Origin of the sequence: Streptomyces sp. ML-6, from assembly GCF_030116705.1 — a bacterium.
Lineage (GTDB): Bacteria > Actinomycetota > Actinomycetes > Streptomycetales > Streptomycetaceae > Streptomyces.
On the sequence record NZ_JAOTIK010000001.1, the window covers coordinates 5,683,493 to 5,706,125 of the forward strand.

Here is a 22,633-nt window from a genome sequence, read left to right on the forward strand (position 1 = left end):
CAACGCGATATTGCGTTCGCGCTCAGCGTCATTGCATCAATTTCTCGCATCTGACCTGCATGAATGAGTTTTCTGTAATTGACAGCCCTTCTGGTTCCGCCGTAGCTTTCAGGCATCGTAAAACGCGTAATATCGCGAGATGGGGGAACGGTCATGAGCGAGTCACTGCACACCGTCGCGACGATGCCGGCGGCGCGTCGGCCCGGCTGCCCCTTCGACCCGCCGACGGAGCTGGTCGAGGCTCAGGGGCACGGCCCGATCAGCCGCTACACCTTCCCCGGCGGACGGCCCGGCTGGCTGGTCACCGGATACAACGAGGTCAGGGCGGTCCTGGCCGACCAGCGGTTCAGCTCGCGCAAGGAGCTGTTGCTCCACCCGACCATCGACTACGGGGACATCGAGGCGCCCGAGGCGCCGCCCGGCGAGTTCCTCCTCATGGACGAGCCCCGGCACGGCCGCTACCGCAAGCCACTGATGGGCAAGTTCACCGTACGGCGGATGCGGCTGCTGACCGAGCGCATCGAGCAGGTCACCGCCGAGCACCTGGACGCGATGGAGGAGGCCGGGCCGTCGACGGACCTGGTGACCGCGTTCGCCAACCCCATCCCCGCCGTCGTGATCTGCGAGCTGCTGGGGGTGCCGTACGAGGACCGGGGGGCCTTCCAGGAGCAGGTCTACTCGTTCATGAACGGGGAGGCGAGCGACGAGGAGTTGATCGCGGCCTACACCTCGACCCAGCACTACCTCGCGGAGCTGGTGGCGGCCAAGCGCGCGAACCCCACCGACGACGTGCTCAGCGACCTCACCGACAGCGACCTCACCGATGAGGAACTGCGCGGGATGGCCCTGATCCTGCTGGCGGCCGGGCTCGACACCACCGCGAACATGCTGGCCCTCGGCACTTTCGCGCTGCTGCGCCACCCGGAGCAACTGGCCGCGCTGCGCGCCGATCCCGGGCTCACCGACCGGGCCGTGGAGGAACTGCTGCGGTACCTCAGCGTCGCCAAGACGTTCATGAGGACGGCGCTGGAGGACGTCGAGGTGGGCGGGCATCTCATCGAGGCCGGTTCGCCGATGATCCTGTCGTACAACACCGCCAACCGCGACCCCGGGCGCTTCGCCGACCCCCACGTGCTCGACCTGGGCAGGCAGGACGGCGGGCACCTTGCCTTCGGCCACGGCATCCACCAGTGCCTGGGGCAGCAACTGGCCCGCGTCGAACTGCGGGTCGCGCTCCCCGCACTGCTCGACCGCTTCCCCACGCTGCGCCTGGCCGTACCGCCGGAGGAGGTCTCGCTGCGTCCGGAGATCGCGGACATCTACGGGGTGAAGAGCCTCCCGGTCGCCTGGGACGTGTGACCGACGACCGGGTTTCCCGGGTGATCACAGAGAGGGGGGGTGATCATCCGGGGAGCCGGTCCGGCGGGCGGCGATCCACCGCCCGTCGGACCGTCGTTCCGTCCCGTCTCAGAGCCTGTCGGGTGGCCGGTTGGTTACGCTGTGACCAGGTCTTCGACGGTCTTGGCTCGGGCGGGCTTGCGGTGGGGGCCATGGCTCCACCGCGATGGCTGCCCGGCGAGCCGGACGAGCATCAGGCGCTTCATCGACCACCTCGGGCCCTCGCTGGCACTCCAGCCGTGCAAACGGTTTCGCAAGGACGCCGTGCTGATGGGTGGACGGCACCCTGATCCCGCGCTGTTGTTCCGCACTCATGATCGCGGCTCGCCCCCGGGATTTGCCGTCCGGCTGCGGATTCAGACGTGCTGGGCCACCGGGTCGGCTGCCGCCGGGTGGGCTGCCGTGGTGTGGTCCGTCGAGGTCTGTCGGACGGTGTGGCGGTGGTGGGTGAGGAGGAAGACCGACAAGCCGAGCAACGTCATCCCGGCGCCAACCACGGCCAGCACCGGATACGCCGACGCCTGGTCCAGGACGATGCCCCCGACCGCGGAGCCGAGCGCGACGCCGGAGTTGAACGACGCGGCGGCGAGCGCGGACACCAGGACGGATGCCGTGCCGGCCAGGTGCAGTACGTAGGACTGCAGCGGCGGCACCATTCCGAAGCCCGCGCCGCCGAGCAGCACCAGCAGGACGAGGACAGCGGGCAGGCTGGAACCCAGGGCCCACAGGGCCAGCAGCGAGACGGTCAGAGCGCCGAGGATGACGACTACGGTGCGGTTCACCGACCGATCCGCGTAGCGGCCACCGAGAGCGTTGCCGCCGATCAGCCCCGCACCGAACAGCAGGAGCAGCCAGGTGACGGAGTCGGCGGAGACGCCGGTGACGGTCGTCAGGTAGGGGGCGATGTAGGTGTAGACGACGAAGAGCCCGCCGTAGCAGAGCGCGATGGCGAGGAAGGCCGCCCACAGGGCGCCGCTGCGCAGAACACCGAAGCCGCGGTCCTCCGCCTGGCCTTCGCTGCCCGCGGTGCTGCCGGGCAGGAGCATCCACATGGCGACGGCGCCGAAGAACGCCAGGACGGACACGACCCAGAAAGCAGCCTCCCATCCTGCCGCGCGTCCCATGACGTTGCCGATGGGGACGCCGATCATGTTGGACACGGTGAAGCCGGTGAACACCACGGCGATGGCCGTGGCCCGACGGGAGGGTGCGACCAGGCTGCTGGCGATGGTGATCGCGATCCCGAGGAAGCTGCCGAGCATCGCCCCGGCGAGCGCCCGCGAGGCCGACACGACCAGCAGGGAGCCGGTGACCGCGGTGAGGGCGTTGGCGGCCATGAACACCAGGGCAAGGCCGATCACCAGGGGCTTGCGGGGCAGACGCATCGTGGCGGCCGCGACGAGCGGTCCGCCGATCATCGCGCCGAGCGCGAAGCTGGTGGTGACCCAGCCGGCCCGGGACACGGACACTCCCAGGTCGTCACTGATGAGCGGCAGCAGACCGTTGGGGACCAGTTCGGCTGTCCCCAGGGCGAAGGCGGTCAGAGCGAGAGCAATGATGGGCAAAGGCATGCTCTCGATCCTGGGAGAAGTCCTGGTCAGCTACCAGATCTCTTCTTTTGCACGCCCTGGGAAGGGTGGCACTCACAGGGATATGGTCGCGCCCGCCTGCATCGCTTTAGGGTTGATTCATGAATGATCCGGGTGATCTGGCCGTCTTCCTCCGGGCCAAGCGCGCCGCGCTGCCGCCGGAGGCCACTCCCCTGAACGGGTTCGGAGTCCGCCGCCGGGTCCCGGGCCTGCGACGGGAAGAGGTCGCCCAGCTGGCGGGCGTCAGCGTCACTTACTACACCCGGCTGGAACAGGGCCACAGCCGTCACGCCTCCGACGAGGTTCTGCTCGCGCTGGCCCGGGCCCTGCAACTCTCGGTCACGGAGACGGAACACCTGCTCGACCTGGCGCGGGCCAAACGTATCCCTGCCGCGGCAGACCACGGCCCGGAGACGGTCAGCCCGAACGCCCGCACACTGCTCTCCCTGGTCGCCACCCGGCCTGCCATCATCCTGGGACGCCGCAACGACGTACTGGCCTGGAACGACCTGGGACACGCCCTGATCGCCCCGCACCTGCCCGCCGACGCTCCCGACCACCCCAGCACCCAGCCGTCCCTGCCCCGCCTGCTCTTCCTCGACCCCCAGGCCCGTGCCCTCTACCGGGATTGGGGCAAGGAGGCGGCCGACTATGTCGCGTACCTGCGGCTGATCAGCGGGAAGTACCCGGACGACGAAGTCCTGACCCGCATGATCGGCGAGCTGTGCGTGAGGGACGACGCCTTCGCCGCCCTGTGGGCGTCCGGACGCGTCGGCGAATGCGTCGCCGGAACCAAGCACATGATCCACCCGGGCGCGGGCCACGTGACCGTCGACTTCCAGCTCTGGGCCCAGTCCGACCGGCCCGACCAGCGCCTGGAGATCTACGAACTCCGCAACGATCCCGACGACTCGCGCGTCCGCGCGCTCCTCACCGCGCCCACCCTGCTGGCAGGCACCCGATGAGCCTGCCACCGCCAGCGCCGGGCTGACCACCGTTCTACGCAGGGTCCACCCACAAGGACCGCTCACCCGGACGGATTGCTGTCCGTGGACACGGCGTGATCTCCAGGTCCTCGGCATCCATCCCGGCCTCCAACTCGTCGTCGCTTTCCCTTTCAACGACAGTCGGTCGCGCGAGTCGCACGAGACCCGGCACCACTCCTCAGAGTCTGTCGGGTGGCTGATCATGTGTGAAACGTGACGGTCGTGATGTGCCCTCCTGGCATGGCGACGGCCCCGGAACGATCACGTGGTGTGTGCCAGTGCGACAACTCCGAGGCCGTCAGCGGCCCATGCTGTCCGTCCAGCCTGACCGATGAGATGCGGGAGATCATCCAGCCACTCCTTCCCGTGCGTGACCTGCGAAAAGGCGGCGGGGTGCGCAAGTACGGAGACCGGTTGGTGCTCGACTCGGTCTTCTGCGTGCTGCGCTCGGGCTGCCAGTGGCGGATGCTCCCGCGCGACCTCGTGCCCTGGGACGCGGTCCACCGCTGGTTCACCAAGTGGCGCCGGGACGGCACCTGGGACCGCGTCCACGACGAGCTCCGCCGCCAGGTCCGGCTCGCCGCCGGCTTCCGCACGGCCAGCCTGGTGTGGGCCGACGGCGGGTACGCCAACTCCGTTGATTCCACGCTGCTTTCATGGGTCCGCGACGCGTTGGGCATCGTCGTCGAGATCGTGAAGCGGACCGACGACGTCAAGGGTTTCAAGGTCCTGCCCCGCCGTTGGGTGGTGGAGCGAAGTTTCGGCTGGTTGGTCCGAAACCGCCGCCTGGCACGCGACCACGAACGGCTGACCGCGACCTCCGAGGCCATGATCGAGGTGGCGATGATCCGCCGGATGCTCGTCCGGCTCGCCGGGCAGCCATCGCGGTGGAGCCATGAACCCCACCGCAAGCCCGCCCGAGCCAAGACCGCCGAAGACCTCGTCACAGCGTAATCAACCGGCCCCCCGACAGGCTCTCAGCCCTGCTTCCGGCGCACCAGCTCGGTGATCCAGACGGGCGCGAACGGGGATGTGCAACCCGGGGGAGTCGGGTAGTCCTTGAGCACCTCCAGACGCTCACCGATGTCGATCGCGCGGGCGCGGTACTCGGCGTGATCGATCCCGATCCGTGCCAGGCAGTGGTTCATCGCCCACTGCAGGCGGTCCGGGGCGTCCTTCATCTCCGCCTCGACGGTGTCGAGCAGCCCGCCCAGGTCGAGGCCCTCGGGCCTCTTCGCCACGCGTTCGGTGGTCAGCGCCCACCCGGAACTCGCCACCACCGGGTCCGGATCGGCGGACCAGGCCAGGCGCAGCTCCTCGGCGTGCGGACTCTTCTTCACCACGTAGTTCACGAGCCAGTCGTGCACCTTGGGGGTGCGTGCCTCGCGCACCATGGCGTCCAGCTCGTCCCGCCCGAACTCCTTCGGGCGGCAGACCAGGACTGCCAGCAGTCTCGCCGCGGTGTCGTCCGTTCCCCAGAGCTGCCGGGCGAGCTCCTGCTGCGTCCTCAGCCGCTTCGCGAGCGCGCGCAGTCTGCCGAGGTTCACCCCGTGGTCGTCCCCGTGCCGCTCGTTCACGGCGCGGACCTTCGGGTCCTCCAGCCCGGCCAGCTCGGCCATCACCTCGGCCAACGTCGTACCGGCCACCGCGGCCTCCTGTCCGTCGCGTACGGAATTCGGCCTACGGCCGCGGGGGCGCGAGGGGGTGGTCGCGGGCGGACGACTCCTCGGGCGACCACGGGAGCCAGACGAGTGCCTCCCGCCAGCCGGGCCGCCCGGCGGCCCAGTCCTGAACCACCTTGGCCACCGGCTCCACCGAGAATTCCCCCCGGTCACGGGGCACCCACGCCTGGAAGTGCCGGTCCGGCCCGCCCTCGCGGTACTCCACCTGATAGCTCAGGTCGTCTTCGAGGTACACCTGCATGTAGTGCTGGCCCTCGGGCTCCGCGTCGAGCCGGTTCACGACGACGAACCGGTAGCTGAGGCTCATGTCGGCCAGCAGGTCGTGCAGCTTCTCCTCGGACGGGTCGTCCCAGGCGGTGTCGTCCGCCTCGACCGCCCGGATCACTGGTGCTGTCATACGGGCGACTCTATTGACCGCCCGCGTCCCCACCACCGCCGGGTACGGCTTTCGGGGGTGCGGGGCCGGGGCACGGCCCGGATGAGGGAGAGCACGGCCGTGATCAGGAGAACGATCGGTATGGACCCCGACCGTACCTGGTCGAGATGGTTCCACGGCAGGACGGTGCCGAAGCCCCACAACAGGATCATGCAGCCGATGAACCGGATCGCCACCGCGCCGAGGGGAGTGATCTGCGCGGTTGCCCCGCCCGTCGGCCGGAAGGAGTGGCCGGGGTCGGCGGGCGGGGCGGCCGTTCCGGTACGTGACGTTCCGCCAACTGCAGTGCAGGGCGTCGGGGAACTGCTACGTCAGGCTCTCCCGCCACGCCCGGTGCAGCCCGGCGAAGCGGCCGGTGCCGGCGATGAGGTCGGCGGGGGTGCCGTCCTCCACGATGCGGCCGTGCTCCATCACCAGGACCCGGTCCGCGATCTCCACGGTCGACAGGCGGTGGGCGATCACCACCGCGGTACGGCCGTGCAGCACCGTGTCCATGGCCCGTTGCACCGCGCGTTCGCCGGGGACGTCCAGGGAACTCGTCGCCTCGTCGAGGATCAGCACGGCCGGGTTCGCGAGCAGGGCGCGGGCGAACGCGACCAGTTGGCGCTGACCGGCCGAGATCCGGCCGCCCCGCTTGCGCACGTCCGTGTCGTACCCCTCGGGCAGCCCCGCGATGAAGTCGTGCGCGCCGATCGCCCTGGCGGCCGCCTCGATCTCCTCGCGGGTCGCGTCCGGACTGCCGACCGCGATGTTCTCGGCGACCGTCCCGGAGAACAGGAACGCCTCCTGCGTCACCATCACCACGCCCCGGCGCAGTTCCGGCACGGCCAGGTCCCGCAGGTCCGTCCCGTCCAGCAGCACCCGGCCGTCGGTCGGGTCGTAGAAACGGGCCAGCAGCTTGGCGAGGGTCGACTTGCCCGCCCCCGTCGAACCGACCACGGCGACCGTCTGACCGGCCGGGATCTTCAGGTCGAAGCGGGGCAGCACCTCGCCGCCCGTGCGGTAGGCGAAACTCACCCCGTCGAAGACGACCTCGCGGCCCGGGTGCTCGCCCGGGAGCGCGGGCAGCTCGCGCGGCTCGGCCGCCTCGGGGACGGACGGGGTCTGGGCCAGCAGACCCGCGATCTTCTCCAGCGAGGCCGCGGCCGACTGGTAGGAGTTGAGGAACATCCCGAGCCGGTCGATCGGGTCGTACAGCCGGCGCAGGTAGAGCACGGCCGCGGCCAGCACACCGAGCGCCAGGGTGTCCGACGCCACCCGGTACGCGCCCCACAGCACGATCCCGGCGACCGCCGTGTTGGCGACCAGCCGGGAGCCGACCACGTAGCGCGCCATCTCCAGCATCGCGCTGCCGTTGGACCACTGGTGCGTTTCGTTGAGCTTCTCGAAGTGCTCGTCGTTGGCGGTCTCGCGGCGGAACGCCCGGACGGGGCGGATGCCGTTCATCGTCTCCGCGAACTTCACGATGACCGCGGCGATCGCCGTCGACCGCTCCGCGTACAGCATCCCGGCCCGCCGCTGGAAGATCCGCACCAGCAGGTACAGGGGCACGAAGGACAGCACCGCGACCGCGCCGAGGCCGAAGTCCAGCCAGAGCAGCGTCAACGAGATCGAGACGAAGGACAGGACGATCATGATGAGTTCCTGGAGCCCCTCGTCGAGCAGCTCGCGCAGCGACTCCACGTCCGTCGTGGAACGGGAGATCAGCCGGCCCGAGGTGTAGCGCTCGTGGAAGTCCACGCTCAGCGCCTGAGAGTGGCGGAAGATGCGCCCGCGCAGATCGAGCAGCACGTCCTGGTTGACCCGGGCGGAGGCCCGGATGAACGTGTACTCCATGGCCCCGGCCGTCACCGAGCACAGCGCGTACCCGACGGCCACCGCGATCAGCGGCCCGTAGTCCTCGTTCCGGAAGGCGGGCACGCCGCGGTCGATGGCGTACGCCACGAGCAGCGGGCCCGCCTGGATCGCGGCCTGCTGGACCAGCAGCAACAGCGCGGCCACCACCACCCGTGCCCTGAGCGGCCGCAGCAGCGACCCCAGCAGGGCCCGGGTCGCTCCCGGCGGGGTGGGCAGATCGTCCCGGTCGAACAGGTCCCCGTCGTCGGCGGGGGACAGCTCCTCGGGCTCGTCGGGCGCGGGCCGGTCGGTGCGTCCCGTCGTCGTCGTGGTCATCGGGTCCTGCCCTTCTCGGCGGAGGCGGAGGCGGGAGCGGGGCCGGAGTCGGGGTCGGGGCCGGCACCCGGCACGGGCGGCCGGTCGGTTCCCGGGGCGGGCGGCCGGTGGTCGGTGCCCGGCGCGGGCGACTGGCCGGTTCCCGGGGCGGTTTCGGCGCCCGACATCAGCCAGGCGTACTCCGCGCTGTCGCGCAGCAGTTCCTGATGCGTGCCGACGGCGGCGATCCGGCCCCGCGACAGCAGCGCCACCCGGTCCGCCAGCATCACCGTGGAGGGCCGGTGCGCCACCACGATCGCCGTGGTCTGCGCCAGCACCCGGCGCAGGGCGGCCTCCACCAGCGCCTCCGTGTGCACGTCCAGCGCGGAGAGCGGGTCGTCGAGCACCAGGAAGCGCGGCCGGCCGACCACGGCACGGGCCAGCGCGAGCCGCTGGCGCTGCCCGCCGGAGAGGCTGAGCCCCTGCTCGCCGACCTGGGTGTCGATGCCCTCGGGCAGATCGTGGACGAAATCGGCCTGGGCCACCGACAGGGCCCGGCGCAACTCGTCCTCCCCGGCCCCCTCGGCGCCCATCAGGACGTTCTCCCCGACGCTCGCCGAGAAGAGCGTCGGCTCCTCGAAGGCCACCGACACCAGCTCGCGCAGTCGTTCGCGGGGCAGGGCGGTGATGTCCGTACCGTCCAGCAGGATGCGGCCCGCCGTGACCTCGTGCAGCCGCGGCACCAGGGTGGTCAGGGTCGTCTTGCCCGAACCCGTGGCCCCCACCAGTGCCATCGTCTCGCCGGGCCGGACCCGCAGATCGATCCGGTCCAGTACGGGCGGGGCACCGGCCTCCGCGTCGGGATAGCGGAACTCCACGCCCTCGAAGACCAGTTCACCGACCGTTTCGCCCCGGTCCGGGGCGTCCTGCCGGGGGCGGTCGTCGCCGTCGGCGGGCGTGACCGTCGCCGCCGCCTCCTCCTCGGTCGCGTCCATCACCTCGAAGTACCGCTCGGTCGCCGTCGCCGACTCCTGGCTCATCGCCAGCAGGAAGCCGATCGACTCGATCGGCCAGCGCAGGGCGAGCGCCGTCGAGAGGAAGGCGACCAGGGTGCCCGCGGAGAGCCCGCCGTCCGCGACCTGGACCGTGCCGAGGACCAGCGCCGCGCCGATGGCCAGCTCGGGAATCATGGTCATGCTGGCCCAGATGCCCGCGAGGAGACGGGCCTTGCCCAGCTCCGTGGTGCGCAGCCGTTCCGACAGGGCGCGGAAGGCGAGGGCCTGGCTGCGGTGCCGGCCGAAACCCTTGATGATGCGGATGCCGAGCACGCTCTCCTCGACGACCGTCGTCAGATCGCCGACCTGGTCCTGCGCCCTGCGCGCCACGTGCGCGTACTTGGTCTGGAAGAGCGAGCAGAGGAACACCAGCGGCACCACCGGGGCGAGCAGCACCAGCCCCAGCGTCCACTGCTGGCTCAGCAGGATGCCGAAACCGACCAGGATCGTCGTCCCGTTGACCAGGAGGAAGGTCAGTGGGAACGCCAGGAACAGGCGCAGCAGCATCAGGTCCGTCGTACCGCGCGAGAGCAACTGCCCCGACGCCCAGCGGTCGTGGAAGGCGATCGGCAGCCGTTGCAGATGCCGGTACAGGTCGGCCCGCATGGTCGCCTCCACCCCGGCCAGCGGGCGGGCCACCAGCCACCGGCGCACCCCGAAGAGCCCGGCCTCCGCGAGGCCCAGCAACAGCAGGTACAGCGCGCCGAGCCAGACGCCCCCGGGGTCACGGTCCGCCACCGGGCCGTCGACGATCCACTTCAGTACGAGCGGGATCACCAGGCCGATGCAGGACGCGACGATCGCCACCACGGCGGCGCCGAACAGGCGGACGCGCACCGGTCTCACATACGGCCACAGCCGCAGCAGGGTACGGGTGGCGGACCGTTTCTCGGGCTCTACGTTTTTTTCGGGCATCACAGGCGAGCCTACGGTTCACCCCTGACCTCGCTCATGTGGTTTTCCGGCCGCCCGGAAGCGGCGGGGGTCATGGAACCCCCCTGGTCGTACCCGGTATCAACCGATCGGCTGATGCCGCTTCGAGCGGGATGGCCGATAGTGCGCCGGCCCCCGCGCCGCGATTCTCGTGGACATGGCAATCATCGAAGTGGACGGGGTGCACAAGGCGTACGCCGGGCGCCGGGTGGTCGACGGGGTGAGCTTCACCGTCGAGGAGGGCGAGATCTTCGGCATCCTCGGGCCCAACGGCGCGGGCAAGACCACCACCGTCGAATGCGTCGAGGGGCTGAGGGTCCCCGACGGGGGAACGGTCCGGGTGGCCGGACTCGACCCCGTCGCCGACCACGACCGGGTCACCCGGCTGCTCGGCGCCCAGCTCCAGGAGAGCGAACTGCAGCCCAGGATCACCGTGGCCGAGGCGCTGGAGCTGTACAGCTCCTTCCACCCGGACCCCGCCGACCGGCACGAACTCGCCGAGCGGCTCGGGCTGCACACCAAGTACGGCACCCGGTTCGCCGCGCTGTCCGGCGGGCAGAAGCAGCGGCTGTCCATCGCGCTCGCCCTGATCGGCAATCCCCGGGTGGTGGTCCTGGACGAACTGACCACCGGCCTGGACCCGCGGGCCCGCCGGGACACCTGGAAGCTGATCGAGGACGTGCGCGCCGGCGGCGTCACCGTCCTCCTGGTCACGCACTTCATGGAGGAGGCCAACCGGCTCTGCGACCGGATCGCCGTGATCGACAAGGGCCGGGTCGTCGCCCTCGACACCCCGTCCGGCCTGATCGGCAGGGCGGCCGGCTCCACCGTCATCGCCTTCACCCCCTCGCAGCCGCTCGCCGACGCCGAACTGAGCCCGCTGCCCGGTGCGGTCTCCGTGGCGCGGAAGGACGGGCGGATCACCATCGACGGCACCGACGAGACGGTCAACGCGGTCATCTCGCTGCTGGCCCGCCGGGGCATCACCGCACACCAGCTCCGCGTCTCCGAGGCGACGCTGGACGACGCCTTCCTCGACCTCACAGAACAGGCGGCCTGAGATGACCACGGCGAACAACCCGGCCGGAACCACGCCGACACCCGCCCCCGCACCCGCCCCGATGCCTGCCCCCGCATCCACACCAATGCCCGCCCCCGCACCCGCCCCGATGCCTGCCCCCGCATCCACACCAATGCCCGCCCCCGCACCCGCCCCGATGCCTGCCCCCGCACCGATGCCCGCCCCCGCCCCCGCCGCCGCGTACAGGGCGGTCCTCAGGGCCGAGACCCGGCTCTTCCTCCGCGAACCCGGCAACCTGTTCTGGATCCTCGTCTTCCCGACCGTCCTGATGACGATCCTCGGCCTGATCCCCTCCTTCCGGGACCCCGACGAAGCACTCGGCGGACGCCGGGTCATCGACCTGTACGTACCGGTGGCGGTACTGCTCGGCATGATCATGGCCGGGCTCCAGGCCATGCCGCCCGTTCTCACCGGCTACCGCGAACGCGGCATCCTGCGCCGGATGTCCACCACGCCGGTACGCCCGTCCGCGCTGCTCACCGCGCAGATCGCCCTGCACGGTGCCGCGGCGATCGGCTCCGCCGCGCTGGTCATGGGCGTCGGCCGGGTCGCCTTCGGCGTACGTCTGCCCGGACAGCCCCTCGGCTACCTCCTGGCGCTGCTGCTGGCGACGGCGAGCGTCCTCGCCCTCGGCTCGCTGCTCTGCGCCCTCACCCGGACGGTCAAGGCGTCCACCGCGATCAGCTCGATCGTCCATCTCCTGATGATGTTCACCGCCGGGGTCTGGATCCCGGTGCAGTCCATGCCCGACACCCTCCGGCACATCGTCCAGCTCACCCCGCTCGGGGCGGCCTCCCAGGCGCTGGACCGGGCGATGTCCGGCGGCTGGCCGGGCTGGGTGTCCCTCGGCGCGATGGTGCTGTGGACGGGCCTGGTGACGCTGCTCGCGACCCGTCTGTTCCGGTGGGAGTGAGACCGCGCCGGGACCGGCCGTCGTGAGGCGCGGGTCGGGGACACTGTCGCCATGAACACGGGGGACGCGGGGGACATGGCGGCGGACGCGGGGCACCCGGCGGACACGACGGACCGGACGGGCGGGAAGGACGCGACGGACCGGACGGGCGGGAAGGGTACGGCCGCGGGCGGCACGACGACCGCCGAGCAGTGGTGGGAACGGTTCTTCACCTACGGGCCGTACGGCCTGCTGGGCCTGGGCAGCGCCGTCTCCGCCATCTCCGCCGAGCTCATCATGTCCCGCCCGAAGGTGTACGCCGCCGCGGCACTGGTCCCCTGCGCGTTCGTCCTCCAGCTCTGGTGGGGGAGGGCCAGGCGGTCCCGTCCCCCGGGATCGCGGGCGGCCCAGTGCTACTTCGTCGTTCGCACCCTGCTCGCCCTCGGGCTGTCCTGGTGCAACCCGTTCTTCTCGATGTACGCCGTCCTCGGCTACTTCGACGCGGGCCGGCTGCTCCCGCCACGCGCCTTCCGCGCCGGGCTGCTGGCCGTCGCCGCGATCATGGCGGTCTCGCAGAGCGGCAGCGGACTTCCGCCGGCCACCCTCATGAACTGGGTCGCCTTCGCCGTCCTGTTCGCCCTGCACGGCACCCTCACCATGGTCTTCGCCAAGATCGGCGACCACGAGGCCGACCACGCCCGCACCCAGACCGACACCATCGCCGCACTGGAGTCGGCCAACGCCCGCCTCGAACAGGCCCTGGCGGAGAACGCCGGACTGCACGCCCAACTCCTGCTCCAGGCACGCGAGGCGGGCGTCGCCGACGAGCGCCGCCGACTGGCCGCGGAGATCCACGACACCCTCGCCCAGGGGCTGATCGGCATCATCGCCCAGCTCCAGGTGGTGACCTCGGTCGGCGACAGCGACCCCGCACTGGCCCGCCGGCACCTCGACCGCGCCGCCTCCCTCGCCCGGCACAGCCTCGGTGAGGCCCGCCGCTCCGTCCACAACCTGGTCCCCGTCGCACTGGAACACGACGACCTGCCCGGCGCCCTGGAGAAGACCGTCACCGACTGGGCGGAACGCCACGCCGTACGGGCCGGGTTCACCGTCACCGGCACCGTCGAGCCGGTCCACGACGAGATGGCCGCCACCCTGCTCCGGATCGCGCAGGAGGCCCTCGCCAACGCCGGCCGCCACGCCGGGGCGTCCCGGGTCGGCGTCACGCTGTCCTTCATGGGCGACGAACTCACCCTGGACGTACGGGACGACGGCCGCGGTTTCGTGCCGGACGCCCTGCCGCCGTACCGGGGCGCGGGCGGCTTCGGCCTCGGCGGCATGCGGGCCCGCGCCGAACGCTTCGCGGGCACCGTCGAGGTGGAGAGCGAACCGGGCCGCGGCACCGCGGTCAGCGTCCGGGTGCCCCTGGTCCCGAACCGCCGGTGACCAGTACGGTTGGCCTGCCATGCCAGAGGAAACCGCACGCGTCATCACGCTCGTCGTCGTCGACGACCACCCCGTCGTACGGGACGGTCTGCGCGGCATGTTCGATTCGGCCCCGGACTTCGAAGTGCTGGGGGAGGCGTCGAACGGGGTGGAGGGGGTCGAGCTGGTGGCCCGGCTCGATCCCGACGTCGTCCTGATGGACCTGCGGATGCCGGGCGGCGGCGGGGTCGCAGCCATCACCGAGCTGACCGCCCGCGGCGCCCGTTCCCGGGTGCTCGTCCTCACCACCTACGACACCGACACCGACACCCTGCCCGCGATCGAGGCCGGAGCCACCGGCTACCTCCTCAAGGACGCGCCCCGCGACGAGCTGTTCACCGCCGTCCGCGCCGCCGCCGACGGCCGTACCGTGCTCTCGCCCACCGTCGCGACCCGGCTCGTCTCACGGGTCCGCACCCCGGCGGCCCCGGGCGGCGAATCGCTCTCCGGCCGCGAGCGCGAGGTGCTCGAACTGGTCGCGCGGGGCACCTCGAACCGGGAGATCGCCGCCGAACTGTTCATCAGCGAGGCCACCGTGAAGACCCACCTCACGCACATCTTCGCCAAGCTGGGCGCCAAGGACCGGGCCGCCGCCGTCGCGGTCGGCTACGACCGGGGCATCCTCGGCTGATCCCGCGAGGCCCGCTCCCGTTCCTGCTCCCACCCCGTTCTGTTCCCGCTTTCGCTCCCGGGCGCGTGGCACCGGCACCGGCTCAGCCTCCGGCACGGCGTGTCCCGCCGTCCGTGCACCCGGGAGGCCGTACCCACGTTTCCCCGGCCGGTCCCGGTCGTTTGGGGGGACGTGAACCACGTAGCGAAGAGAGTGAAGAGAGCGAAGAGGACGGTGGCGGGCCCGGCCACCGTGCCGTCCCGGACGGGACTGCTGGCCGTATTGATCGTGCTGGCCGTACTGAGCGGCTGTTCCGGCGCCCGATCGATCTTCAGCGGGAAGGCCCGCCCGCCGCAGGAGGCGATCCTGATCACCCCGAAGGACCGGGCGAAGGACGTCGGCCCGGACGACCGGGTGGAGGTGCGGGTTCCGGACGGGCGGCTGCAGAGCGTCCGGGTCACCCGGATCGAGGACGCGCAGCGACGGGAGGTCCCGGGCCGGATCTCGGACGACGGCCGGTCCTGGAAACCCGGGAAGGGGGCGGCCCGGCTCGGACTCGCCGCCAAGTACCGGGTCGACGCGGTGGCGGTGGACGCTTCGGGGAACCGCACGGCCCGTCACACCACCTTCACCACGGCGGTGCCCACCCACCGCTTCATCGGCTACTTCAAGCCGGAGAACCGCGCCACGGTCGGCACCGGCATGATCGTCTCGTTCGACTTCAACCGCCCGATCACCCACCGCGCGGCCGTGCAGCGGGCGATCCGGGTGACGTCCGACCCGCCGGTCGAGGTGGTGGGGCACTGGTTCGGCGCCGACCGCCTCGACTTCCGCCCCGAGAAATACTGGAAGCCGGGCACCGAGGTCACCGTCGTGGTGGGGCTGCGCGACGTGGAGGGCGCGCCGCACGTGTACGGCTCCCAGGACAAGACGATCACCTTCGAGGTGGGCCGCTCCCAGACGTCCGTGGTCGACGCGTCCGCGCACACCATGGAGGTGCGCCGCGACGGCCGGACCGTCACCACCTTCCCGATCACGGCGGGCTCCTCCAGGACGGCCACGTACAACGGGAAGATGGTGGTCAGCGAGATGGACGAGGTGACCCGGATGGACGGCCGCACGGTCGGCTTCGGCGGCGAGTACGACATCAAGGACGTCCCGCACGCCGTCCGGCTCACCGATTCCGGCACCTTCCTGCACGGCAACTACTGGTCGGACGAGAGCGTGTTCGGCTCGGACAACGTCAGCCACGGCTGCGTGGGGCTGCTCGACGTGAAGGGCGGCGGCGACGACACCCCGGCCGGCCAGTTCTTCGACCGGACGCTCATCGGCGACGTGGTCGAGGTCGTCAACTCCGCGGACAAACAGGTCGCGCCGGACAACGGCCTCGGCGGCTGGAACCTGGACTGGGCCCACTGGAAGGCGGGTTCCGCCCTGCGCTGAAGTCCGCCCCCGCCCGCCCGGCCCCGCTCCCCGTCCCCCGCGCGGCTCCGGTCCCTGTCAGGCCCCGTCCCCCGCCCGGCTCCGGCCCTCCCCGGCGCCGTCACCCTTCCTCGGTGAACTTGGGACTGAATGGTGACATCCAGGGGGTCATTTCCACATGTCCGGTGTGATTATCTTTCGCTGAGCGTGCATATGCAGCGCGCGGGGGAGGGAGCCCGAGGGCTCCCGGGGCCATGGCGGGGCCAGGCCGTGCGAGGGGAGACGACCACATTGAACGGGCAGCCGATATCGGGGACATCGGCCGGGGCGAACGGCAGGCGGGGCGGACGAGGAGCCACCGGACCGCTGGCTCTGGTGCTGGGTGCGATGCTGATGCTGGTGACGGCCTGCGGTGGGGGAGACGGCACCGGCAAGGCTGACAAGGGCGCGGGGAAGGCCGAGGACACCTCGGCCTCGCAGGCAGTGGTGACCATCGCGCCCAAGGACGGCGCGGAATCCGTCGCGACCAGCGGGGTGCTGAAGGTCTCGGCCGAGCAGGGGAAGCTGACCACGGTCAAGGTCTCCGACCCCAAGGGCACCGAGGTCGAGGGCAAGATCGCGGCCGACGGCGCGAGCTGGGCGCCCGACCAGCACCTGGCCGCGGCGACCAAGTACAAGGTCCACGCCGTCGCCAAGGACTCGAAGGGCCGTGAGTCGGCGAAGGACACCAGCTTCACCACGCTGGTCCCGCAGAACACCTTCATCGGGCAGTACACCCCGGAGGACGGTTCCACGGTCGGCGTCGGGATGCCCGTCTCGATCCACTTCACCCGGGGCATCACCAACCCCGAGGCCGTCGAGAAGGCCATCGAGGTGAAGGCCGAGCCGTCCGTGGAGATCGAGGGCCACTGGTTCGGCAACGACCGCCTCGACTTCCGCCCCGAGAACTACTGGGCCTCCGGCACCAAGGTGACCGTGAAGCTCAACCTCGACGGCGTCGAGGGCCGGCCGGGCGTGTACGGCAAGCAGGCCAAGACGATCTCCTTCACCATCGGCCGCAAGCAGGTCAGCACCGTCGACGCGAGCACCCACCGGATGAAGGTCGTCCGCGACGACAAGGAGATCAAGGACATCCCGATCTCCGCGGGCGCCCCGGCCACCACCACGTACAACGGCCAGATGGTCATCAGCGAGAAGCTCAAGGTGACCCGGATGAACGGTGACACCGTCGGCTTCGGCGGAGAGTACGACATCAAGGACGTGCCGCACGCGATGCGCCTGTCCACCTCGGGCACCTTCCTGCACGGCAACTACTGGGGCTCCCCCGGCATCTTCGGCTCGGCCAACACCAGCCACGGCTGCGTCGGCCTGCAGGACGTGCGCGGCGGCTGGAGCAAGAAGACCCCGGCTGCCTGGTTCTACGACAACTCGCTCATCGGCGACATCGTGATCGTGAAGAACTCGAAGGACAAGACGATCCAGCCGGACAACGGCCTCAACGGCTGGAACATGAGCTGGGAGGAGTGGACCAAGTAGTCCCTCCCCGTACGCGAGGCCGAGCGGGCCCGGTGCCGTGATCCACGCCACCGGGCCCGCTCGGCCGTTCCCGGCCCGTCTAATCTGCCTCCCATGACAGCGAATCTCGAAGTACTCGACGGGGTCGGCACGATCCGCCTGGACCGCCCGCCCATGAACGCCCTGGACGTCGCCACCCAGGACCGGCTGCGCGAACTCGCCGAGGAGGCGACCCGGCGCGACGACGTGCGCGCCGTGGTGATCTACGGGGGCGAGAAGGTGTTCGCGGCCGGCGCGGACATCAAGGAGATGCAGGCGATGGACCACACGGCGATGGTCGTGCGCTCCAAGGCGCTCCAGGACTCCTTCACCGCCGTGGCCCGCATCCCCAAGCCCGTCGTCGCCGCCGTCACCGGCTACGCCCTGGGCGGCGGCTGCGAGCTGGCCCTCTGCGCCGACTTCCGGATCGCCGCCGACAACGCCAAGCTGGGCCAGCCGGAGATCCTGCTCGGCCTCATCCCCGGCGCGGGCGGTACCCAGCGCCTCGCCCGGCTGATCGGCCCCTCCAGGGCCAAGGACCTGATCTTCACCGGTCGTCACGTCAAGGCCGAGGAGGCGCTGACGATCGGTCTGGTGGACCGCGTGGTGCCCGCCGCCGAGGTGTACGAGCAGGCGTACGCCTGGGCCGCCAAGCTGGCGAAGGGCCCGGCGCTCGCGCTGCGCGCCGCCAAGGAATCCGTCGACGCCGGGCTGGAGACGGACATCGACACCGGGCTCACGATCGAGCGGAACTGGTTCGCCGGACTGTTCGCCACCGAGGACCGGGAGCGCGGAATGCGCAGCTTCGTGGAGGAGGGCCCGGGCAAGGCCAAGTTCCTCTGACCGAACGCCAGTTGGGTACGGACTCGCACGGGTTCATCCGTGCGGGCGGATCGGCCGGGCCCCGGCACCACCTCGGGGCCCGGCTTTCCGGGAGACCCGACAACCCCGCCCGGACCCGGTATCCGCGCAGGTCAGCAGGGGTAAAGCGGGGTGTTTCATGCCTGCGGCATATGACTTCCGGCCGTCGCGGAACGTTGCAACCGGGGGTACGGATTCCTCCGGAACGGCCCCGGGGCGCCCGCGTTGTGGTCATGATGGTGTCCATGGCGGGCCTGGAGGGTGTGGAACAGCCGCGACCGCACAGCGGTTCGACGGCGGCACGGTGGATGCCGACGATCGAGGACGAACAGGCGTTCAAGGCGCTGGAGTTGTTCGGGAATCCGACGGAGGGCGAGGTCCGGCTCCCGTCGCGCCCGGAGTCCGCGGCCACCGCGCGCCGGCTCACCTCGTGCGTGGTGATGCGTCAGTGGGCGCTCTCCCCGCAGATCGCCGAGTACGCCGTACTGCTCGTCTCGGAGCTCGTGGGCAACGCCGTGCGGCACACCGGCGCCCGGGTCTTCGGGCTGCGGATGCTGCGCCGTCGCGGCTGGATCAGGATCGAGGTGCGCGACCCCTCGCGCGGGCTGCCCTGTCTGATGCCGGTCCAGGAGATGGACGTCAGCGGGCGGGGCCTCTTCCTCGTCGACAAGCTCTCCGACCGCTGGGGCGTGGACCTGCTGCCGCGCGGCAAGACCACCTGGTTCGAGATGCGGATCTCCGACCGCTGACCCCCGGGACCGGCCGGGCGCGCGAAAGCGCCCGGCCGCGCGGAAGCCCCCGGTTGTACGGAAGTTCCCGGTACGCAGAAGCCCCCGGTCCGCCGTGGTGGGGCGCTGCGGGGGCTTCTGTGTGAGGGCCGTGAGATGGGGGGTGTGTTCACGGCCGCTTGTGACGACCTGGCTCGGGTCGGTGAGGTCGTGTCACCGACTATGGCAGACGGGCGACCTCTCCGCCAAAGGCTCAAAAAGGGTATACGGCCACTTAACCGGACATCTCTCGACTGAATCACAGGTGTGATGGGTCACTTGCCTGCAAAAGCGTGAATACCTATGGGATCTGGCGAATGATTCATTCGCTGCATCTATATACGCTAATTGTTATCTTTGTCGCATTCGACGCCTAGTGTGTCTGCACATGAACGCCTCCGACATCCCGGTGCGCCGCCGCGGCGCCCTGTGCGCGGTGACGCCCCCGGAGCAGGTGACCTGATGATGCTTCCTTCCACCAAGCACACCGCGGCCCTGCTCGGGGGCGTCCTGCTGGCCGTACTCCCCGGCTGCGGCACACCGGCCGGGAAGCCGACCGTCCAGGCCGTCGGCAGCGAGGCCGCCGCACCGCCCACCGCCTCCAGGAGCGCCCTCCCGCCCGTCCCGCCGGGGCTCCCCGGGATGCCCCCGGTGCTCGACGTCAAGGACGTCTACGCGGCCGACCGGGCGGGCCGGCTCTCGCCCGTCGTCAAGGACTTCCCGTCCCGGGTGTACGTCCCCAACACCAACTCCGACACCGTGTCCGTGATCGACCCGGCGACGTACGAGGTGATCAGGACGATCAAGGTCGGCCGCCAGCCGCAGCACGTCGTCCCGTCCTGGGACCTGAAGACCCTCTGGGTCAACAACGACATCGGCGACAGCCTCACCGCCATCGACCCGGCCACCGGGAAGGTCGGCCCCACGGTGCCCGTCTCCGACCCGTACAACCTCTACTTCACCCCGGACGGCAAGTACGCCGTGGTGATGGCCTCGATGGACCGCGAACTGGTCTTCCGCGACGCCCACACCATGAAGACCGTCAAGACCGTCCCGGTCGACTGCGCGGGCGTCAACCACGCCGACTTCTCCACCGACGGCCGGTACTTCATCGTCTCCTGCGAGTTCTCCGGCGAACTCCTCAAGGTCGACACCGCGCGGATGAAGGTCGTCGAGCAGCAGAAGCTGCCGCTGAAGGGCGCGATGCCGCAGGACGTGAAGCTGTCGCCCGACGGCGGGACCTTCTACATCGCGGACATGATCGCCGACGGGGTCTGGGTGCTGGACGGGAAGAACTTCACCACCCCGAAGCTGCTGCACACCGGCAAGGGCGCCCACGGGCTCTACGTCAGCCGCGACTCCGAGGAGATGTACATCTCCAACCGCGGCGAGGGCACCGTCTCCGTCTTCGACTTCGCGCGGCGCGAGCTGACGAAGAAATGGCGCCTGCCCGGCGGCGGCAGCCCCGACATGGGCGGGGTCTCGGCGGACGGCAAGGTCCTCTGGCTGAGCGGACGCTACGACGCCGAGGTGTACGCGATCGACACCGCCACCGGCAAGCAGCTCGCCCGCATCCCGGTCGGCAGCGGCCCGCACGGCCTGGCCGTCTACCCGCAGCCCGGCCGCTACTCCCTCGGCCACACCGGCGTCTTCCGCTGACGGCCGGCCCCGTCGCCGCCACCGCCGCGCCACCCGCTGCCCGGCCCGGACCACCGGGTCGGGGCCGGGCCGAGGGGTGGATGCCGGGCCGGACGCGACCGCCGGACGTCGCGCCCGTTAATCTGACCTCCGTCAGTCAGGCAATCGGTCGGGCAATGATCAGGCATTACGAAGGGGCGGAACTGTGGCGGACATCGAGTCGGCGCGCACGGCATTCCAGCGGTTCGATCTGAACAACGACGGGCTGATCTCGGCCGCCGAGTACAAGAGCGTGATGGCTCAGCTCGGCGACCCCTACGTCACCGAGACGGTGGCCCAGGCCGTCATCAACTCGCACGACGCCAACGGCGACGGGCTGCTCACGTTCGACGAGTTCTGGGCGGCGCAGAACAAGGGCTGACGGCCCGGAGGACCCCCGGCCCACGGGCCGGGGGCCGCCCGCGCCGCCCCGTCAGGACCGCTGCCGGTACGGCGCCCAGCCGCGCAGCTCCTCGTCGCGCGGGGCGTGCACCACGGCGGGCGTGCCGGGACCGAAGCCCATCACCGGGCGGCCGGCGTCCCAGCCCGGCCAGCCGGGATCGCCGCAGGCCGCGAACCGCACCCACGCCGCGTGCATCGCGTCCGCCAGCTCCTGCGGGGCGTCCGCACCGGCCAGGGCGATCGCGTCGGGCCGGTCCAGGGTGTCGAAGACGAAACCGATCTCCAGCGCGTGACAGGCGCCGAGCCGCAGCACGGGCGACGGCCAGCCGAACTCGTAGACATGGGTGCTCCCCGGGGCACCGGTCCGGGCATCGGCCAGCCGGTTCAGCGGGACCCGCAGCAGCAGATCGGTGGCCAGCGCCCCCAGCAGCTCGCCCGGGGTGGCCCCGGGCCGGTTCGCGCGGTAGGCGCGCTCCGTGGCGCGCGGCACCCCGAACTTCAGCAGGGCCATCCGCAGCCCGATCCGGGACAGCCGCTCCGTGAGACCGCTCGGCACGAACCAGAGCCGGTACTCCTCGCTGTTCGAGCCCATCAGCAGATCGACGTCGTCGGCGGCGCCGTCCAGCAGCGCCTCCAGCGGATCGCGGGGCAGCAGATCGCCGTCCACCACGATCTGGAACGAGTTCCCGCCGGTCAGCGGGGAACCGCCGGCCGTCACCGCGGTCTGGGCGTCGAGCAGCGCCGCCGGGTCCACCGAGGCCAGTGCCGCGGCCGTCGCCGGAACCCCGAGCCGCTTCGCGACCAGCTCCGTCGTGCGGCGGGCGTCGTCCGGCCGCAACGCGGTCGGCGCACCGCTCTGCAGCACCGCGCGCCGGAACAGGCCCCTCGCCCGAGGGGCGGCCAGCAGGGCGGCGATGGCGACCGCCCCCGCCGACTCGCCGCACACCGTGACGAGGTCCGGATCGCCGCCGAACGCCGCGATGTTGTCCCGCACCCAGGCCAGCGCCGCGAGCTGGTCGAGCAGCCCCCGGTTGGCGGGCGCGTCCGGGAACACCCCGAACCCCTCGATGCCCAGCCGGTAGTTGACCGACACGAGGACCACCCCGTCACGGGCGAACGCCGTCCCGTCGTACAGCGGAACGGCCGACGAGCCGTGCAGCAGCGAACCGCCGTGGATCCAGACGAGGACGGGCAGCCCGGTGCGGTCCGGGACCGGGGACGGGTCCGAGTCATGGGCCGGGTCCGGGGTCCAGACGTTGAGGTTGAGGCAGTCGTCGCCCGGCACGTCGGGATCGGGCAGCAACCGGTCCAGCGGCGGGGAGTACGGCCGCTTGGGCGCGGTCGGCCCGAACGCCACCGCCTCCCGCACGCCCTCCCACGGCTCGGGCGGCTCCGGGGCCCGGAAGCGACGGGCGCCGACCGGAGCGGCCGCGTACGGGATGCCCCGGAAGACGCGGACGCCCTGCTCCAGCGTCCCGCGCACGGTTCCGTGGACCGTTTCGACCTGCGGCGATGCCCCGGGACCGGGAGCGGGATCGGGGGCGGGAGCGGGATCGGGGGCGGGACCGGAGGCGGGAGGGGGTGCGGCGGTCATGGCTGGCTTCGGCCCTTCTGCGGTGCGGGGTGGCGTGGCGAGGGTGGGGGAGTGCGAC

General features: G+C 71.1%; 19 protein-coding genes and 1 pseudogene. 14 read left to right on the top strand and 6 right to left on the bottom strand.

What is annotated here, in order from left to right; genetic code table 11:
- Positions 1-153 precede the first annotated feature (153 nt).
- Entirely contained in the window at positions 154-1,359 is a 1,206-nt protein-coding gene (locus tag OCT49_RS25270) for a cytochrome P450 (protein WP_283854115.1), read from the top strand.
- Between the two features lie 237 nt (positions 1,360-1,596).
- Positions 1,597-1,693 (top strand): annotated as a pseudogene (locus OCT49_RS25275) (IS5/IS1182 family transposase); the annotation flags it as partial.
- A gap of 61 nt (positions 1,694-1,754) precedes the next feature.
- Here the strand turns inward: OCT49_RS25275 and OCT49_RS25280 are convergent.
- The gene (locus OCT49_RS25280; RefSeq protein ID WP_283854116.1) at positions 1,755-2,969 is read right to left on the bottom strand and encodes an MFS transporter; all 1,215 of its coding nucleotides are present in this window, start codon (positions 2,967-2,969) and stop codon (positions 1,755-1,757) included.
- Between the two features lie 119 nt (positions 2,970-3,088).
- Between OCT49_RS25280 and OCT49_RS25285 the strand changes: the two genes are divergently transcribed.
- Complete coding sequence (locus OCT49_RS25285) at positions 3,089-3,952, top strand: helix-turn-helix domain-containing protein (protein WP_283854117.1); 864 nt, start codon at positions 3,089-3,091, stop codon at positions 3,950-3,952.
- Positions 3,953-4,309: 357 nt separating this feature from the next.
- Positions 4,310-4,927, top strand: a complete 618-nt coding sequence (locus OCT49_RS25290) for a transposase (protein ID WP_502963414.1) — start codon at positions 4,310-4,312, stop codon at positions 4,925-4,927.
- A gap of 23 nt (positions 4,928-4,950) precedes the next feature.
- Here the strand turns inward: OCT49_RS25290 and OCT49_RS25295 are convergent, their stop codons facing one another.
- The 4 genes from OCT49_RS25295 to OCT49_RS25310 form a co-directional block, all read right to left on the bottom strand.
- Positions 4,951-5,592 (bottom strand): DNA alkylation repair protein, encoded by a 642-nt coding sequence (locus OCT49_RS25295; protein ID WP_283855939.1) that lies wholly within the window; start codon positions 5,590-5,592, stop codon positions 4,951-4,953.
- 61 nt (positions 5,593-5,653) lie between these two features.
- Positions 5,654-6,052: a hypothetical protein gene (locus OCT49_RS25300; protein WP_283854118.1), complete on the bottom strand. Its 399-nt coding sequence runs from the start codon at positions 6,050-6,052 to the stop codon at positions 5,654-5,656.
- Between the two features lie 345 nt (positions 6,053-6,397).
- On the bottom strand, positions 6,398-8,263 hold the full coding sequence (locus OCT49_RS25305; RefSeq protein WP_283854119.1) for an ABC transporter ATP-binding protein: 1,866 nt from the start codon (positions 8,261-8,263) through the stop codon (positions 6,398-6,400).
- A complete protein-coding gene (locus tag OCT49_RS25310; RefSeq protein ID WP_283854120.1) occupies positions 8,260-10,212 on the bottom strand; it encodes an ABC transporter ATP-binding protein in 1,953 nt (650 codons plus the stop codon). Before OCT49_RS25310 ends, OCT49_RS25305 begins: the two co-directional genes overlap by 4 nt.
- A gap of 175 nt (positions 10,213-10,387) precedes the next feature.
- Between OCT49_RS25310 and OCT49_RS25315 the strand changes: the two genes are divergently transcribed.
- From OCT49_RS25315 to OCT49_RS25360, 10 genes are all read left to right on the top strand, one after another.
- Complete coding sequence (locus OCT49_RS25315) at positions 10,388-11,290, top strand: ABC transporter ATP-binding protein (protein WP_283854121.1); 903 nt, start codon at positions 10,388-10,390, stop codon at positions 11,288-11,290.
- 157 nt (positions 11,291-11,447) lie between these two features.
- Positions 11,448-12,224: an ABC transporter permease gene (locus tag OCT49_RS25320; RefSeq protein WP_283854122.1), complete on the top strand. Its 777-nt coding sequence runs from the start codon at positions 11,448-11,450 to the stop codon at positions 12,222-12,224.
- Between the two features lie 51 nt (positions 12,225-12,275).
- Entirely contained in the window at positions 12,276-13,649 is a 1,374-nt protein-coding gene (locus tag OCT49_RS25325; protein ID WP_283854123.1) for a sensor histidine kinase, read from the top strand.
- 19 nt (positions 13,650-13,668) lie between these two features.
- A complete protein-coding gene (locus OCT49_RS25330) occupies positions 13,669-14,319 on the top strand; it encodes a response regulator (protein ID WP_283854124.1) in 651 nt (216 codons plus the stop codon).
- A gap of 171 nt (positions 14,320-14,490) precedes the next feature.
- Entirely contained in the window at positions 14,491-15,741 is a 1,251-nt protein-coding gene (locus OCT49_RS25335) for a L,D-transpeptidase (protein ID WP_502963415.1), read from the top strand.
- Between the two features lie 270 nt (positions 15,742-16,011).
- On the top strand, positions 16,012-17,256 hold the full coding sequence (locus OCT49_RS25340) for a L,D-transpeptidase (RefSeq protein ID WP_283854125.1): 1,245 nt from the start codon (positions 16,012-16,014) through the stop codon (positions 17,254-17,256).
- Between the two features lie 93 nt (positions 17,257-17,349).
- Positions 17,350-18,117 (top strand): enoyl-CoA hydratase/isomerase family protein, encoded by a 768-nt coding sequence (locus OCT49_RS25345; protein ID WP_148839325.1) that lies wholly within the window; start codon positions 17,350-17,352, stop codon positions 18,115-18,117.
- A gap of 251 nt (positions 18,118-18,368) precedes the next feature.
- A complete protein-coding gene (locus tag OCT49_RS25350; RefSeq protein ID WP_283854126.1) occupies positions 18,369-18,884 on the top strand; it encodes an ATP-binding protein in 516 nt (171 codons plus the stop codon).
- 483 nt (positions 18,885-19,367) lie between these two features.
- Positions 19,368-20,561 (top strand): YncE family protein, encoded by a 1,194-nt coding sequence (locus OCT49_RS25355; RefSeq protein ID WP_502963486.1) that lies wholly within the window; start codon positions 19,368-19,370, stop codon positions 20,559-20,561.
- Positions 20,562-20,745: 184 nt separating this feature from the next.
- Positions 20,746-20,961 (top strand): EF-hand domain-containing protein, encoded by a 216-nt coding sequence (locus tag OCT49_RS25360; protein WP_283854128.1) that lies wholly within the window; start codon positions 20,746-20,748, stop codon positions 20,959-20,961.
- Between the two features lie 51 nt (positions 20,962-21,012).
- On the opposite strand, the gene OCT49_RS25365 is transcribed toward OCT49_RS25360, so the two are convergent.
- Positions 21,013-22,575, bottom strand: a complete 1,563-nt coding sequence (locus OCT49_RS25365) for a carboxylesterase/lipase family protein (protein WP_283854129.1) — start codon at positions 22,573-22,575, stop codon at positions 21,013-21,015.
- Positions 22,576-22,633 lie beyond the last annotated feature (58 nt).